The organism is Bradyrhizobium sp. i1.15.2 (assembly GCF_040548425.1).
GTDB classification, from domain to species: domain Bacteria; phylum Pseudomonadota; class Alphaproteobacteria; order Rhizobiales; family Xanthobacteraceae; genus Bradyrhizobium; species Bradyrhizobium canariense.
Map to the genome: position 1 here is coordinate 60,902 of NZ_JBEPRQ010000025.1, position 14,760 is coordinate 75,661.

17 protein-coding genes are annotated in these 14,760 nt (G+C 65.5%); 6 read left to right on the forward strand and 11 right to left on the reverse strand.

Annotation, left to right across the window (positions count from 1 at the left end):
- Positions 1 to 8 precede the first annotated feature (8 nt).
- The 4 genes from uvrB to ABIB80_RS31185 all read right to left on the reverse strand — a co-directional run bounded on the left by uvrB (position 9) and on the right by ABIB80_RS31185 (position 4,884).
- The gene (gene uvrB / locus ABIB80_RS31170) at positions 9 to 3,008 is read right to left on the reverse strand and encodes an excinuclease ABC subunit UvrB (RefSeq protein WP_354128949.1); all 3,000 of its coding nucleotides are present in this window, start codon (positions 3,006 to 3,008) and stop codon (positions 9 to 11) included.
- A 126-nt stretch (positions 3,009 to 3,134) separates the two neighbouring features.
- Positions 3,135 to 3,365 (reverse strand): hypothetical protein, encoded by a 231-nt coding sequence (locus ABIB80_RS31175; protein ID WP_007596779.1) that lies wholly within the window; start codon positions 3,363 to 3,365, stop codon positions 3,135 to 3,137.
- A 58-nt stretch (positions 3,366 to 3,423) separates the two neighbouring features.
- Positions 3,424 to 3,651 carry a hypothetical protein gene (locus tag ABIB80_RS31180; protein ID WP_007596778.1) on the reverse strand — a complete coding sequence of 76 codons (228 nt, stop codon included), beginning with the start codon at positions 3,649 to 3,651 and terminating at the stop codon, positions 3,424 to 3,426.
- A gap of 315 nt (positions 3,652 to 3,966) precedes the next feature.
- A complete protein-coding gene (locus tag ABIB80_RS31185) occupies positions 3,967 to 4,884 on the reverse strand; it encodes a LysR substrate-binding domain-containing protein (protein ID WP_354128950.1) in 918 nt (305 codons plus the stop codon).
- 126 nt (positions 4,885 to 5,010) lie between these two features.
- Between ABIB80_RS31185 and ABIB80_RS31190 the strand changes: the two genes are divergently transcribed.
- From ABIB80_RS31190 to ABIB80_RS31200, 3 genes are all read left to right on the forward strand, one after another.
- Complete coding sequence (locus ABIB80_RS31190) at positions 5,011 to 5,790, forward strand: TSUP family transporter (RefSeq protein ID WP_354128951.1); 780 nt, start codon at positions 5,011 to 5,013, stop codon at positions 5,788 to 5,790.
- Positions 5,787 to 6,017, forward strand: a complete 231-nt coding sequence (locus ABIB80_RS31195; RefSeq protein WP_018453537.1) for a hypothetical protein — start codon at positions 5,787 to 5,789, stop codon at positions 6,015 to 6,017. Before ABIB80_RS31190 ends, ABIB80_RS31195 begins: the two co-directional genes overlap by 4 nt.
- A 116-nt stretch (positions 6,018 to 6,133) precedes the next feature.
- Complete coding sequence (locus tag ABIB80_RS31200) at positions 6,134 to 6,829, forward strand: glutathione S-transferase family protein (protein WP_219683661.1); 696 nt, start codon at positions 6,134 to 6,136, stop codon at positions 6,827 to 6,829.
- A 160-nt stretch (positions 6,830 to 6,989) separates the two neighbouring features.
- On the opposite strand, the gene ABIB80_RS31205 is transcribed toward ABIB80_RS31200, so the two are convergent.
- Positions 6,990 to 7,181: a cysteine-rich CWC family protein gene (locus tag ABIB80_RS31205; protein ID WP_007596767.1), complete on the reverse strand. Its 192-nt coding sequence runs from the start codon at positions 7,179 to 7,181 to the stop codon at positions 6,990 to 6,992.
- Between the two features lie 114 nt (positions 7,182 to 7,295).
- On the opposite strand from ABIB80_RS31205, the gene ABIB80_RS31210 reads away from it, so the two are divergent.
- From ABIB80_RS31210 to hmuQ, 3 genes are all read left to right on the forward strand, one after another.
- Positions 7,296 to 8,885, forward strand: a complete 1,590-nt coding sequence (locus ABIB80_RS31210; protein WP_007596766.1) for a DUF1800 domain-containing protein — start codon at positions 7,296 to 7,298, stop codon at positions 8,883 to 8,885.
- A gap of 2 nt (positions 8,886 to 8,887) precedes the next feature.
- A complete protein-coding gene (locus ABIB80_RS31215; protein ID WP_007596765.1) occupies positions 8,888 to 10,105 on the forward strand; it encodes a DUF1501 domain-containing protein in 1,218 nt (405 codons plus the stop codon).
- A 78-nt stretch (positions 10,106 to 10,183) separates the two neighbouring features.
- Complete coding sequence (hmuQ, locus tag ABIB80_RS31220) at positions 10,184 to 10,507, forward strand: heme-degrading protein HmuQ (protein WP_007596764.1); 324 nt, start codon at positions 10,184 to 10,186, stop codon at positions 10,505 to 10,507.
- A gap of 18 nt (positions 10,508 to 10,525) precedes the next feature.
- On the opposite strand, the gene ABIB80_RS31225 is transcribed toward hmuQ, so the two are convergent.
- The 6 genes from ABIB80_RS31225 to ABIB80_RS31250 form a co-directional block, all read right to left on the reverse strand.
- Positions 10,526 to 11,467: an aldo/keto reductase gene (locus tag ABIB80_RS31225; RefSeq protein ID WP_007596763.1), complete on the reverse strand. Its 942-nt coding sequence runs from the start codon at positions 11,465 to 11,467 to the stop codon at positions 10,526 to 10,528.
- A gap of 276 nt (positions 11,468 to 11,743) precedes the next feature.
- The gene (locus ABIB80_RS31230) at positions 11,744 to 12,199 is read right to left on the reverse strand and encodes a GNAT family N-acetyltransferase (RefSeq protein WP_007596758.1); all 456 of its coding nucleotides are present in this window, start codon (positions 12,197 to 12,199) and stop codon (positions 11,744 to 11,746) included.
- A 65-nt stretch (positions 12,200 to 12,264) separates the two neighbouring features.
- Positions 12,265 to 13,077, reverse strand: a complete 813-nt coding sequence (locus tag ABIB80_RS31235) for a PAS-domain containing protein (protein ID WP_007596749.1) — start codon at positions 13,075 to 13,077, stop codon at positions 12,265 to 12,267.
- Between the two features lie 129 nt (positions 13,078 to 13,206).
- Positions 13,207 to 13,365: a hypothetical protein gene (locus tag ABIB80_RS31240; RefSeq protein ID WP_007596748.1), complete on the reverse strand. Its 159-nt coding sequence runs from the start codon at positions 13,363 to 13,365 to the stop codon at positions 13,207 to 13,209.
- A gap of 73 nt (positions 13,366 to 13,438) precedes the next feature.
- Complete coding sequence (locus tag ABIB80_RS31245) at positions 13,439 to 13,615, reverse strand: hypothetical protein (protein WP_007596747.1); 177 nt, start codon at positions 13,613 to 13,615, stop codon at positions 13,439 to 13,441.
- Positions 13,616 to 13,770: 155 nt separating this feature from the next.
- Complete coding sequence (locus ABIB80_RS31250; RefSeq protein ID WP_007596746.1) at positions 13,771 to 14,421, reverse strand: glutathione S-transferase family protein; 651 nt, start codon at positions 14,419 to 14,421, stop codon at positions 13,771 to 13,773.
- Positions 14,422 to 14,760: the final 339 nt, after the last annotated feature.

The following is a 14,760-nucleotide window of genomic DNA, read 5'->3' on the forward strand; positions in this document are numbered from 1 at the left end:
CGCGCCCCCTATCTCTTCTTCCAACCACCTCTATGCCCCGGCGCCCCTCCGCTCGACCGCGGCGATGGCCCAAACTCCGGGCCTGACTGCCGCGAATCCGTCGGCTGGATGATGCGGCTTTCGCCGCCGAACGGTTTTGAGGGCAGCGCGCGGTCGCCCCGATACGGCAACGACTCCGGGCCGTGCATCTCGTCGAGATGCGGCTTGTGGATTCGCGAGCCCTTGCTGCCGCTCGCCTTGAGTGCCGTGGCAGCGCTCTTGTTCTTCAGCGCGCTGACCGGCAGGTTAGCGGCGTCGCCGTATTTCTTCGCGCCCGCATAGGCGCCGGCTTTACCCTGCACCGTGCGCTGCTTGACGGTGGGATCGTCGACCACCGCGAGTTCGGTGGCGCGCAGGCGCTTGACCTCGTCGCGCAGCCGGGCGGCTTCCTCGAAGTTCAGATCGGCGGCGGCCTCGCGCATCCTTGTTTCGAGATCGCCGAGCACGGCCTCGAAATTGTGGCCGATCGAGATGACGTCGTCGGTCATGTCATGGCCGCCGATCTCGACCAGCACATGATCGCGCTCGTAGACGCTGTTCATGATGTCGCCGATCGACTTCTTGATGCTCTCCGGCGTGATGCCATGCGCCGTGTTGTACTCGACCTGCTTCTCGCGGCGGCGGTCGGTTTCGGCGATGGCGCGCTCCATCGAGCCCGTCATCTGGTCGGCATAGAGGATCACCTTGCCGTCGACGTTGCGCGCGGCGCGGCCGATGGTCTGGATCAGCGAGGTCTCGCTGCGCAAAAAACCTTCCTTGTCGGCGTCGAGGATCGCAACCAGCGCGCATTCGGGAATGTCGAGGCCTTCGCGCAGCAAATTGATGCCGACCAGCGCGTCGAACGCGCCGAGGCGCAGATCGCGGATGATCTCGATGCGCTCGATGGTGTCGATATCGCTGTGCATGTAGCGGACGCGAATGCCCTGCTCATGCAGATATTCGGTGAGGTCCTCCGCCATGCGCTTGGTCAGCACCGTGATCAGCGAGCGATAGCCGGCCTGCGCGGTGGCGCGGACCTCGCCGACGAGGTCGTCGACCTGGGTGCGGGCCGGGCGGATGTTGACGGGAGGATCAATCAGACCGGTGGGGCGGATCACCTGCTCGACGAACACGCCGCCGCTCTCGTTGATCTCCCAGGCGCTGGGCGTGGCCGAGACCGCGATCGTCTGCGGCCGCATCATGTCCCATTCCTCGAAGCGCAGCGGGCGGTTGTCCATGCAGGAGGGCAGCCGGAAACCATATTCGGCGAGCGTCGCCTTGCGGCGGAAGTCGCCGCGGAACATGCCGCCGATCTGGGGCACGGTGACGTGGCTCTCGTCGGCGAACACCAGCGCGTTGTCGGGCACGTATTCGAACAGCGTCGGAGGCGGCTCGCCGGGCAGGCGCCCGGTGAGATAGCGCGAATAGTTCTCGATGCCGGCGCAGCTTCCGGTCGCCTCCATCATCTCGAGGTCGAACGTGGTGCGCTGCTCCAGCCGCTGCGCTTCCAGCAGGCGACCCTGGTCGTGGAGCTGGTCGAGCCGCATCTTCAATTCGGATTTGATCGACTTGATCGCCTGCACCAGCGTCGGGCGCGGCGTCACATAGTGCGAGTTGGCGTAGATCTTGATGAATTCGAGCTCGTCCTGCTTATGCCCGGTGAGCGGGTCGAACTCCTCGATGGTCTCGACGGTGTCGCCGAACAGGTTCACCCGCCAGGCGCGGTCTTCATAGTGCGCCGGGAAGATGTCGATGACGTCGCCGCGCACGCGAAATGTGCCGCGGGTAAAATCGGCCTGGGTGCGCTTGTATTGCAGGGCGACGAGGTCGGCGATCAGCTGGCGCTGGTCGATCCGCTCGCCCTTCTTCAGGGCAAAGGTCATCGCGGTGTAGGTTTCGACTGAGCCGATACCGTAGATGCACGACACCGAGGCAACGATGATGACGTCGTCGCGTTCGAGCAGCGCGCGCGTCGCCGAGTGGCGCATGCGGTCGATCTGCTCGTTGATCGAGGAATCCTTTTCGATGTACGTGTCCGTGCGAGGGACATACGCTTCCGGTTGGTAATAGTCGTAATAGCTGACGAAATACTCGACCGCGTTGTCGGGGAAGAAGCTCTTGAACTCGCCATAGAGCTGGGCGGCGAGCGTCTTGTTCGGCGCCAGGATGATGGCGGGGCGCTGTGTCGCCTCGATCACCTTGGCCATGGTGTAGGTCTTGCCGGAGCCGGTGACGCCGAGCAGCACCTGCGAGCGGTCGTTGCGATTGATGCCCTCGACCAGCTCGGCGATCGCGGTCGGCTGGTCGCCGCGCGGCTCGTAATGCGACTTGATCTCGAAGCGCACGCCGCCTTCGGACTTTTCCGGGCGCGGCGGCCGATGCGGGGTCCACACCCTGGTGGAGCCGTCGTCCTTACGGAACTCCGGCCGGCCCTCGCGGATCAGCGATTCCAGCGCGTCGGCGGTCGCCTTGACGCCGAGCGCCTCCATCTTGCTGCGCGGCGGGCGCGCCAGGGCTTCGGCATCGTCCTCTTCGGTGGGAAGGCCGAGTTGACGCGCCAGTTCAGGATCGAGCGTCGGGATCGTGGCCGCGGTTCCGTAATTGGCCTGCGGCGCCTCGCCAAGACCTTCGGCCTCTCTGCTCCCTCCCCCCTTGTGGGGGAGGGTCGGGGAGAGGGGTAAGCCGCGAGTCGCGCTGCCCGTTGCGGTGTCCTGCGGAAACTCCTTCGGCGTCGAAGCGCGCGCGCGATGCGCGGCAGCCTCGCCCCCGGAGCGGCGGTCGCGCGAATTGTCCGGCGGCGGCTGCAGGCCGGTGCCCGATCCGAGCCCGGCATCGCCGCGATTGATCGCGGGATTGAGCAACTCGGCCAGCGCCGGCCCGATCGGCTGCACGTCCGGGCGTGACGCCTTGGAGTTTGGCGCCTTGGCGTTCGGAGCCTTGGTCTTGGGGGATTTGCCGGATTTTTCGGAGGATGCAGGTTTCTTCGCCATGCTCCGAATATGGGGCGAGTCCGCCTCGCAATAAAGAGCGAATGCCTTTCCCGGATCAGACTGCTGACAGCAGGTTGGCAGCAGGCCTTGGGATCACGGCAGGCCTTGAGATCCCGGATCTCGCGATCAGGCCGCCGGCGACGGTCCCTCATCGTCCCCGGCTGCCTGATGCGGCTCGAGGATGTCGAGATGGATGCCGCCGCAATCCGTGCAGCGCATGGCCCAATACTCGCTTCCGGCACGGCCGCCGATCACGCGGAGCACGGCGAGATCGCCGTCGCATTCCGGGCAGCTGGACAACACATTGCGGGTGTAAATCCTCGGCCGCGGCGTGTCTTCGAATTCGATGACTGACATGATCGATTGCCCCCTTTTGACCCTGCGCCGTTCCTTGGTCGCCTGCAGTCCCGCTCGCTTATTCGTCGTCGCTGTCGTCGGCCCGCCGGCGGAAGCGATCGATGTGATGCTTGGCATGGGCAATCGCGGCATCGGGATCGGGCCAGGCGAAGCCGACTTCCATGGCCGGAAACAGCACGCCGTCGATGGCAACCGGGCTGAAATCGGCACGCCTGATACGGGCGTGCCACAGCCCCTGGCCAGCTTCGAAGGATTCGATGTCAAAGCCGTCGTAGAGGGTCGTCATTGCAGTCCCCAAAATGTTTTGTTCGAGCGCCTTGTTGGAGGGTCAGGGGACCACGTTTGCGGATTTCAGAATGTGAAGCCGTTCACAAGCGGCGGGCTTTTTTGTCTGCGGACCAATGAATTCGGTTCCGCAAACCCGGTGCGCTCCCTCTCCCGCTTGCGGGCGAGGGTTGGGCCGGGGGTGTTTCCACAGAGAGATTCCCCAACGTGGAGGGAACCCTCATCCGGCGTTTCGCGCCGACCTCCCCCGCAAGCAAGCGGAGAGGTGCACCGCATTCCGGGCGCGCGGCTTCAGCAAACCTGTTCGTGTGGATGATCAGTTCCGCGGGCTGGTGCGGCCGGTCCGCCGGATGGGACGGGCGGCCGGTTCCGACGCCGCGCGCATGATCCAGCGGCGGAACGCGGCAAAGTCGCGCTGCTCGGTCTGGAAGCTGCGATAGAGCAAATACCAGCGCATGCCCTTGGGCACCGAGAGATCGAATGGCGCGACCAGCCGGCCGGCGGCGAGATCGTCGTCGATATAGGGCCGAATGCCCATGGCGATGCCGAGCCCGTCGGCGGCAGCCTGAAGCGCCTGACCGTAGAACTGGAACTCCGGTCCCCGCGCGTTGATGCGCGCGAGGTTCGCGGCCTTGAGCCAGATCGGCCAGTCCTCGGGCGAATGCGCGACGCGGATCAGGCTCGGTCCCCTAAGATCGGCCGGGCGCTTCAGCGAGGACGCGAGGCGGGGCACGCAGACCGGTGTGAGGTCGCCGGCGAACAGCGGCTCGGCGACCAGCCCCGGCCAGTCGCCGGTCCCGAGCTGGATGCCGCAGCTCCAGTCCTCGCCGAACGGCACCGACGCGCCGCCGGTGGTGAAGCGCACCTCGATGTCGGGCTCCTCGTTGCGAAACTCCGACAGGCGCGGGATCAGCCAGCGCATCGCAAAGGTGTGGCCGATGCCGATGGTGAGCACGCGGACGCTCGAGGGCGCCGTCACCTGGGCGGTGAGGCTTGCGAGCGCGTCGAAGATCGGCGTCAGCCCGCTCTGGTAGGCGCGGCCCGCCTGCGTGAGAAGCAGCTTGTTGGCCTTGCGCTCGAACAGCGCGACGCCGAGCCGTTCTTCCAGGATGTGCACCATGCGGCTGACCGCCGCCGCCGATACGCTCAGCTCAAGGCCGGCCGCGGCAAAGCTGCCGGCCCGCGCCGCGGCTTCGAATGCCTTGATGCCGTTGAGAAACAGCAAGCGCCGCAAATGACCAACCCTCAGGAAAGCTGATGCCAGGCCAAGATAACTCAGTTTGCGTAGACGGGGCAAGCGGGGCACGTTTCCCTTCGCTTCGCGCCGCGAGCGGGGAGAAGGCCAATCGGAGATTTTTGCGTGACGCCCATCATGATCGCTGCCCTTGGATTGCTGATGGTCGGCACCGCGTTCCTGTCGGGGCTGTTCGGGATGGCGGGAGGGCTGATCCTGATCGGCGTGCTGCTGGCTCTGATGCCGCTGCCGACAGCGATGGTGTTGCATGCGATCACGCAGATGGCCTCGAACGGCTGGCGCGCCTTTCTCTGGCGCGCGCATATCCGCTGGCGGCCGGTCGCGAACTATATGGTCGGCGCGGCCGTCGCGCTTGCGGCGTGGTTGCTCACGCGCTACGTGCCGGACAAGCCGGTCGCGCTGCTGCTGCTCGGAATCACGCCGTTCATGGCGCGGCTGCTGCCGTCGAACATCAAGCCGGATCCGGACCGTCTCTGGCAGGGCACCGTCTACGGCACGATCTGCATGGGCCTCATGCTGATGACCGGCGTGTCGGGGCCGCTGCTCGACACCTTCTTCCTCGGCGGCGATTTCGGCCGGCGCGAGAAGGTGGCGACCAAGGCGATGTGCCAGCTCGTCAGCCATTTCACCAAGCTGATTTATTTCGGCAGCATCATCGACCAGGCGGCGACGCTCGACCCCGTGCTCGCCGGGGTCGCGATCGCGGCATCCATGCTCGGCACCACGCTGGCGCGGCGCATCCTCGAAGCCATGACCGACCAGCAATTCGTGGCCTGGTCGATGAAGCTGATCACCACCATCGCCTGCTACTACATCGCCTATGGCGGTTGGCTGCTGGTCCGCACGCCCGTGCTGGCCGCCTTCGACAAGGGAGGTTTGCAATGAGCGAGACTGCCGACCCGCTGGTGCTGGACTTCGTCGAATGGGTTGCGCGCGAGCCGCGCGCCTATGCCGAGGTGATCGCGACCTGGAAGACCTCGTGTCCGCGCCTCACCATCTGGGAAGACGCCGCCGACCGCGGCTATGTCGCGCGCGAGACGCTGCCCGGAATGGGGCTGGTCATCGCGGTGACGGAGGACGGCGAGAGACTGCTGCGCACGAACGGGCGCTAGCTCCCGCCACATCCGTCATTGCGAGCGCAAGCGAAGCAATCCAGAATGTTTCCGCGGCGGCAGTCCTGGATTGCTTCGCTTCGCTCGCAATGACGGAATACCGGGAGACCCCTTTCATGTCGTTCAAACTGTTCGAACTTGTCGGCACCGATCCCTCGCGACCGTTCAGCCCGTTCTGCTGGCGCACGCGGATGGCGCTGGCGCACAAGGGCCTTTCGGCGGAAACGCTGCCCTGGCGCTTCACCGAGAAGAGCGCGATCGCGCCGCACGGCTCGGAGAAGGTTCCGGTGCTGCTGCATCACGACCAGCCGGTGGTCGATTCCTGGACGATCGCGAATTATCTTGAGGATCATTTTCCGGACCGTCCGTCGCTGTTCGGCGGCGAGGGCGGCCGCGCCATGGCGCGCATGCTCAATGCCTGGGGCGACATCGCCATCGTCGGCGGCATCTTTCCATTGATCATCGCCGACATTCCGAAGAATCTGGACGCGGTGGACGCCGCCTATTTCCGCCAGTCGCGCGAGGCGCGTTTCGGCAAGAGTCTGGAAGAGGTGATGTCGGGCCGCGATGCCGGCGTGGTCGCCTTCCGCAAATCGCTCGAGCCGATGCGGCAGGCCCTGAAGAAGCAGCCCTTCATCGGCGGCGCCGCACCGAACTATGCCGACTACATCGTGTTCGGTGGTTTTCAGTGGGCGCGCGTGACCAGCCCGTTCAAGCTGCTGGAAGCGGACGACCCGGTCTACGCCTGGCGCGAAAAGCTGCTGGATGGGTTTGATGGAATGGCTCGGAGATCGCCGGGGCACGCGGTGTAGTTGTCGCGAGCTGTCTCTCCTCAGCGTCGTCCTGGCGAAAGCCACGACCCATACCGCGGAATCTGTCGACGGCGTTCGGTAGACGTCCCGAACGACGAATCTTCGCCAAACAACTCCGTGGTGTAATGGGTCCTGGCTTTCGCCAGGACGACGCGGAGGATTACGTTGCCTCCGCCGCCTCGCGCAAGCACGCCCGGCACAAACAATCCTCGCCCTTGACCGGCATCGGCAGCCGCGCCGTTTCTTCCGCGCACCAACAGGTGCCCGACAGGTCGCAGCCGAATTCGGCGCCGCAGCGGGAGCAGGCGAGGCGGCGCGGTTCCTGCACTGGAATGTCTTGCGGATTTGTCATGATTTGCGCAAAAGCCGTGCTGTCATTTTCATGTCGGGTTCATCTCCCCCTGCGGTATATTACGCCTCGCGCACGTATCAGGAAAGCGGTTGGCAACGCGCGAAGGACACATCGATGGCCCGCGATTCCCAAGCCGCGCTCGTCGCGCTCAACCGTTTCGGCTTCGGCGCTCGCGGTGGCGCATCCGGCGATCTCATCAACGCCGCCTCCGATCCTCGCGGTTTTGTGAAGGCGGAACTGGCTCGTCCTATCGCTGTGCTGCTGGAGGCGCCGGGCCTGCAATCCACGCCGCAGCTCGGGCAGGCGGTGTTTGCCTATCAGGATCAGGTCAAGCAGGCGCGCGAGGCCGCCGCCAAAGCCGGCGCGCCGACCGAAGCGCCGCCGCAAGCGCCGGCAGATCAGAAACCCGGACTGCGCCGCAACCTCTCGCTGAACGCTGCGGCAACCGAGATCGCCGGCCAGATGGCCGAGGCCAAGCCTACTGACAACAAACCGACCGACAATAAGCCGGCGGACAATATGGCGAAGCCGGACACCATGCAGCCCAACGCGGCCGCGCCGGCTGCCGCAAAACCCGCCCCGCAGCCGCTCAACGTCATCCAAAAGACCTTTCGCGCCGAGGCGTTGGCGCGGTTGCAGCGCGCGACCCTGGTCGAGTGCGGCTTCACGGAACGTCTGGTCGTGTTCTGGTCCAACCATTTCTGCATCTCCGCCAGCAAGGGCGAGCTGGCGCGAATATGGGCCGGCGCGTTCGAGCGCGAGGCGATCAGGCCGCATGTGCTCGGGCGTTTCGCCGACATGCTGAAAGCGGTGGAGCAGCATCCGGCGATGCTGTTCTTCCTCGACAACCAGCAATCGCTCGGACCGGACTCGCGCGCGGGCCAGAACCGCAAGCGCGGGCTCAACGAAAATCTCGCGCGCGAGATCATGGAGCTGCATACGCTCGGCGTCGGCGGCGGCTACACGCAGGACGACGTCACCTCGCTCGCGCGCATCATCACCGGCTGGACCTTCGCCGGCCGGCAGGGACAGCTGGGAGCGCCCGGTTCGTTCGTGTTCAACGTCAATGCGCACCAGCCCGGGTCGCAAATGCTGCTCGGCAAGAGCTACGAGCCAACCGGCCTTGCGCAAGGCGAAGCCGCACTCGCGGACATCGCACGCCATCCCTCGACCGCGAACTTCATCGCCACCAAAATCGTCCGCCACTTCGTCGCTGACGATCCGCCGCCGGCGCTGGTGGCGCGATTGCGTGATGTCTTCATCAAGACCGACGGGGATCTCAAGGCGCTCGCAACGGCACTGGTTGATTCCGACGAGGCGTGGAAGGCTCCGCTGACGAAGATGCGCAGCCCCTATGATTTCCTGATCGCGAGCGGCCGGTTGCTCGCGCGCGTGCCGGAGGATCCCGGCGCCTACCTCAACAACCTCAATCTGCTGGGCCAGCCGCTGTGGTCGCCGGCCGGCCCGAATGGTTTCGCCGACACCAGCGCCGCGTGGGCTGCGCCGGAAGGCATCAAGCTCCGCCTCGACATCGCCGCGCAAATGGGCGCGCGGCTCGGGCCCAACATCGATCCGCTCGATTTGTTGGAATTTGCCGCCGCAGATGCGGCCTCGATCGAAACGCGGCGCACCATCGAACGGGCGGAGTCGCGGCAGCAGGCGCTGGCGCTGCTGTTGATGTCGCCGGAAATGCAGAGGAGATGATGATGATCGACTGCGTCGAGAACCGGCTCCTCACCTCGCGCCGCGGCCTCCTGCTCGGCGGCGCCTCGTTCGCGGCCTGGGCGTACTTGCCGAAATTCGCACGCGCGGCTGACGGCCGCGATCCCAGGCTGATCGTGGTGATCCTGCGCGGCGCGCTCGATGGTCTCTCGACCGTCGCGCCGGTCGGCGATCCCGATTATGCCGGCCTGCACGGGGCGATCGCGCTCACGGCGGACGGCGCCCATCCCGCCATCATGCTCGATGCTTTCTTCGCGCTGCATCCGTCGATGCCTGAGTTCGCACGCATGTATCGCGACAAGCATGCCGCGGTGATCCACGCGGTGGCGACGCCCTATCGCGACCGTTCGCATTTCGACGGCCAGGACGTGCTCGAAAGCGGCTATGCCGGCCCGGGTCGCGTGCAATCCGGCTGGCTCAACCGCGCGCTGGAGGCGCTGCCGCGCGGCGAGCGGGTGTCGAGTGCTCTTGCCGTCGGCCCGACCACGCCGCTGGTGCTGCGCGGCAATGCGCCGACCGTCGGCTGGGCGCCGGTGGCGCTGCCGCAAGCAGACGACGACACCGCGATGCGTCTGGTCGAGCTCTATCGTCACCGCGATCCCGCGCTGGCGGCCGTGCTGTCGCAGGGCCTTCAGCTGGAAAAGGCCGCGAGCGGCGACGACATGAAGCCGAAGCCGGGCAATGCGGTCGCGCAGATGCGCCAGGTCGCGCGTGGCGCCGCAAAACTGATGGCGTCGGACGACGGCCCGCGCATCGCGGCGCTCGCGTTCGATGGCTGGGATACGCACGCCAATGAAGGCGGGCCGATCGGTCGCCTTGCGTTCCTGCTCGGCGGGCTCGACGGCGCGCTCGCCGAATTCGAAAGCGGCTTAGGGGAACGCTGGCGCGACACCGTCGTGGTGGTCGCGACCGAGTTCGGCCGCACCGCGCGCATCAACGGCACCGACGGCACCGATCACGGCACGGGAACGATCGCGCTGCTCGCCGGCGGCGCGGTGAAGGGCGGTCGTGTCGTCGCCGACTGGCCAGGTCTCAAGCCCGCCAATCTCTTCGAGGCCCGCGATCTCAAGCCCACCACCGACCTGCGCTCCGTGATCAAAGGCGTGCTGCAGGGCCAGTTTGGCCTGTCCGATCGCGTGCTGGCCGAGACGGTGTTTCCGGACAGTGCGGGAGCACGGCCGATGAAGGGGCTGGTTGCTTAAACTGCGATTCCGGGCCCGCGCCTTGCGGCGCGTCCCGGAATGACGACATGATGAGCGAACATCAGGAGACCATCATCCATGTACATCGCCATGAACCGCTTCCGCGTCGCCAAGGGCTCCGAGGCCGCTTTCGAGCAGGTCTGGCTTTCGCGCGATACCCATTTGGACAAGGTGCCGGGTTTCGTCGAGTTTCATCTGCTGCGTGGCCCCGAGCTCGAGGACCACACGCTGTACGCCTCGCACACGGTGTGGGCGAACCATGCGGCGTTCGAGGCCTGGACCAAATCGGATGCTTTTCGTGCCGCGCATGCGCGGGCCGGCGATACCAAGCCGACCTATCTCGGCCATCCCCAGTTCGAGGGCTTCGAGGTGATGCAGACGGTGGGGCGCGGCGCCAAGTAGCGCGCCACGCCGTAACGATCAGCCCAGCGTGATCTTGTCGATCTCCGCCATCTCCTCCGGACTGAGCTTCCAGGCAATCGCCTTCACGTTCTCCTCGACCTGCTCGACGCGGGTGGCGCCGGCAATCACGCTCGACACTTGCGGGCGCGCGGCGAGCCAGGAGAAGGCGAGCTCGAGCATGCTGTGCCCGCGCGCTTTCGCGAATGCCGTGAGCTTCTCGACGATGTCCTCATTGCGCGGCGTGACATAGCGGTCGCGTAACGCCGGGACCTTGCCGAATCGCGTATCGGTCGGGGCGGCCGCGCCGCGCTGGTACTTGCCGGTGAGGAGGCCGCTTGCGAGCGGGAAGAACGGCAGGAGACCGAGCTTGTACTCTTGTGCGGCCGGCAGCAGGTCCTTCTCGATGTCGCGCACCAGCAAGCTGTATTCGTCCTGGCAGGAGACGAAGCGGCTGACATTCATCGCGCGCGCGGTGAATTCGGCCTCCGCCATGCGCCAGGCCGGAAAGTTGGAATTGCCGATGTAGCGCACCTTGCCCTGACGGACGAGATCGTCGAGCGCGCGCAGCGTCTCCTCCATCGGCGTCAGCGGGTCGTAATCGTGCTGCTGATAGAGATCGATGTAGTCGGTCTTGAGCCGCGTCAGGCTCGCCTCGACTGCGTTCATGATGTAGCGGCGCGAAGCGCCCTGCTTGGTTCCGTCGGTCGCCATCGGCTTGGAAAATTTGGTGGCGAGCACGATCTCCTTGCGGCGGTCGCCAAGCACGGTGCCGAGCACCGTTTCCGAACCGCCCATGCCGGCATAGATGTCGGCGGTGTCGAACAGCGTGATGCCGAGATCGAGCGCGCGATGGATCACCTTGCGCGAGGTCTCCAAATCCGTGCGCTGGCCGAAATTGTTGCAGCCGAGCCCGACCGCAGACACGCGCAGGCCGGAGGCGCCGAGATTACGAATTTCCATGGGAGATCCCTGTCGGAGATGGGCAGGGGCTTATTGTGACTGCGGTACGCCGCCGCAGCAAGCCGCGCGCCGCGTTGCTGCCATGCTGACAAGGAACTGCGGACAACGACTGCCGACAAAAAAATGCGGCCCCTGTCAGACGCGGCGACTGACGGGGACCGCTTTGGGGCGCTTGATCGGTGACGGGGGGCTGACCAGACGCAGCTGCAGCCTAGTCCCGCTATGTTACGCGCGGGTGACAGGCAGAGTTATCCACAGGCGTCGCGATCGCGAGGATCAGAAGATCTTGCGATAGACGATGAACCCGGAACGCTCGGCGACCTTGTCGTACAGGCGCTGCGCCGTGACGTTGGTCTCGTGCGTTTGCCAGTACACGCGCGGCGATCCCACGAGCTTTGCGCGCTCGTAGACGCCATGGATCAGCGCCGAGCCGACACCCTTGCCGCGTGCGGCCTCGGTCGTGAACAGGTCCTGCAAATAGCAGGACGGCTCGATCGCGGTGGTGCTGCGGTGAAACAGGTAATTCGTCATCCCGAGCAGGCGGCCGTCGCTCTCGGCGACCAATCCGTGCACCGGCTCATAGGCATCGAAAAAGCGCTGCCATGTCGCGCGCGTGATGTCGGGCGAGAGCGCGGTCGGACCGGAGCGGCCGTAGAAGGCGTTGTAGCCGTCCCACAACGGCAGCCATTGTTCGTAGTCCTGCCTCGTGACGGAGCGAATGGTGAGCGACATATGGATTCCCGCGATCGATGAGGTGTCCTTCATACGTGATGAGGGACGTGCTGATCAATCGCGCATCACTCCGCGACGCGCAGATACCGGATCAGCTTGCGGCCTGTGGGATCGCGCAGTGAGCGGTAGTAGTCGGCGCGAGACGGCGCATCGGTGTGGCGCACGAGGTCGGTCACGGGCGTGTAGCTCAGCATGCGCCCGCCATCGGGCAGCGCAGCACAGACGAAGCGCAACACCGCGCCATTGCGCAAGGCGATGTCGATCGGCGTGGCATCGCCGATCCGCACCATCTCCATGCGCTGTGCGATGAAAGTGCCGAGCTCGTCCTCGGGCAATTCGAACGCGCCGGTGTCGCGGCCATGATACATCAGCGCGATGAACGGCGGCTTATCGTCGGCGATGTCGTCCGGCACCGCAAAATAATCGCGGAACGCGCGGTTGATGAATTCGGCGCGCGTCTCGGCATCGAGCAGCACGATGCCGATATCGACCTGGTCGAGCGCGGCCGACAGCCGCGCGGCGGTGGCGTGGCTCCGACGTTCGGCGGCAAACGTGCCGAGCAGCCGCTGGCGCATCAGGCCGGTGATGGCTGCGGTGCCCGCGGCCGTCGCGGCCAGGACGCCGAGCCGGATCATATCCGCGGTGGTAAGACCTGCAACGCCGTGTCGGCTGAGGAGCAGCAGTGCCGCGCCGATGACGGCGATGGCTGCGCTGGCGACGGCGGAAGCGGGACCCGAGAGCGCGCCGGCGAGCGCCACGATGCAGACGAGCAGCGGCGCGGGCGAGGGAGTGCGGACGAAGCGATCGAAAAACATCGCCAGCAGCAAAGTCGCTGCCGTCAGCGCCGGACCGGAGATCGCACGCCATCCCAACCGCATGGGCCTGTCTCGCTCCTCCCTGAACGCGGTAAGGCGGCAACACTGACTGATTATCGCGCCAGTGCGATGCGGTTTCGCGCGGTGTGCTTAAGGTGCGCTTTGATTCATGCGCAAAGCTTTCGGATGATTTTAGACCAAGTGCGCGTGCTTGAGACGTTGTTGCAGCGCGGGCGCATTCAGCGTCGACGTCCCCTGGCCCTTGCGCGTGCCGACGAAGATCAACAGCGACGCCGCGACCAGGATGGCCGCGGTCAGGGTGATTGCAACGATGACCACAGGTGATTTCATCGAAATCCTGTCGCGATGCCGGTCGGCGCGGGCGACGCTTCGCCTTGAAGGCGTGTCCAGGATGAAGCGGGAATCAGACCGGCAGGCCCATCGCCATGGTCGCCTTGGTCGACAGCACCGTCAGGGTGACGATCAGGCACAGCGAGAGCGCGGCGACGGCGAGCGAGGCCGCGACCGCGTTGGTCAGCCGGGAAGACGAAACGGTTGCGGGTTGGCCTTGAAAGCCCGCCGTGCCGGACGCCCGAATCATGGTCTAAATCCTTCAACGCGCGATCGAATCACCCGCGACATCGAACAATTTCACTGTTGCAATCGGCAATATTGCGGCGGCCAATCGGGTGAAAATGGCGAGATTGCGGCAATGGTGACCCTTATGCCCGCTATTCGCCAGAGCGCGATCGCCCCTCAGGCGCCGGCGGCGATGCTGGCGGGGTCCTCGATGTCGGCCGGCCGCCAGTCCATTGCGACGAAGCCGGGGGCCGCTTCCACGCGCTTCAGCCAGTCCCGGATCGCCGGGAAGGTCGAGAGGTCGAAGTCGCAGCGGTCGGCGAGGTGGGTATAGCCGTACAGCGCGATGTCGGCGACCGTGAGCTGGCGGGCGGCGAAATAGGCGTTGGTCTTGAGGTGATTCTCCATCACCTGGAGCGCGCCATAGCCGCGCTCCATCCAGTCCTCCAGCGAATGAGTCTGGAGGTCGCGGCCGCCCCTCACCAGCGACAGCCAGAAATAGGCCGCGCCGATGTTCGGCTCCAGCGCGTGCTGCTCGAAGAACATCCATTGCAGCGCGTCGGCGCGATCGATGCGGTTCTCCGGCGCGAGCGGCGTGCCGACGGCGACATACCAGAGAATGGCGTTGGACTCGGCGAGATAGCGATCGTCGCCGACCTCGAGCAGCGGCACCTGACCGGATGGGTTCTTGGCCAGGAAGTCCGGGGTGCGGCTCTCGCCGCGCAGAATGTCCACCTCGACCGCTTCGTAAGGCAAGTTCAGCAGCGCCAGCGCAAGGCGGACCTTGTAGCTGTTGCCCGAGCGCTGCATCGAATAGAGCTTGTACATTCTAGGGATGATTCCGGAAGACGGGAGGGCGCGGCGCTTGTTGCCCCGCAACGCGGCTAAACAATGATGCCGATGCGAATCCGCCGCAAGACCCGGCCAATAGAAAAACTCGAAAACCCTACCGCATTGCAATGCGGCGGAAGATCATTTCCGTGCGACCATCCAACTCAGTTCACGCTTGCGTCAATGCGGCCGCATTGGTCGGCGCATTTGTGTGAGAGGGTTGAAGGTCGTGATCGCCTCGGCCGCTGGTCTCTCAAGCGCCGGACTGCCGTCAGCTTCATGGGCGTCTTGAAAGCGCGCAAAATTGCTCCGAGGACACGCCTTGTCGGATATGTG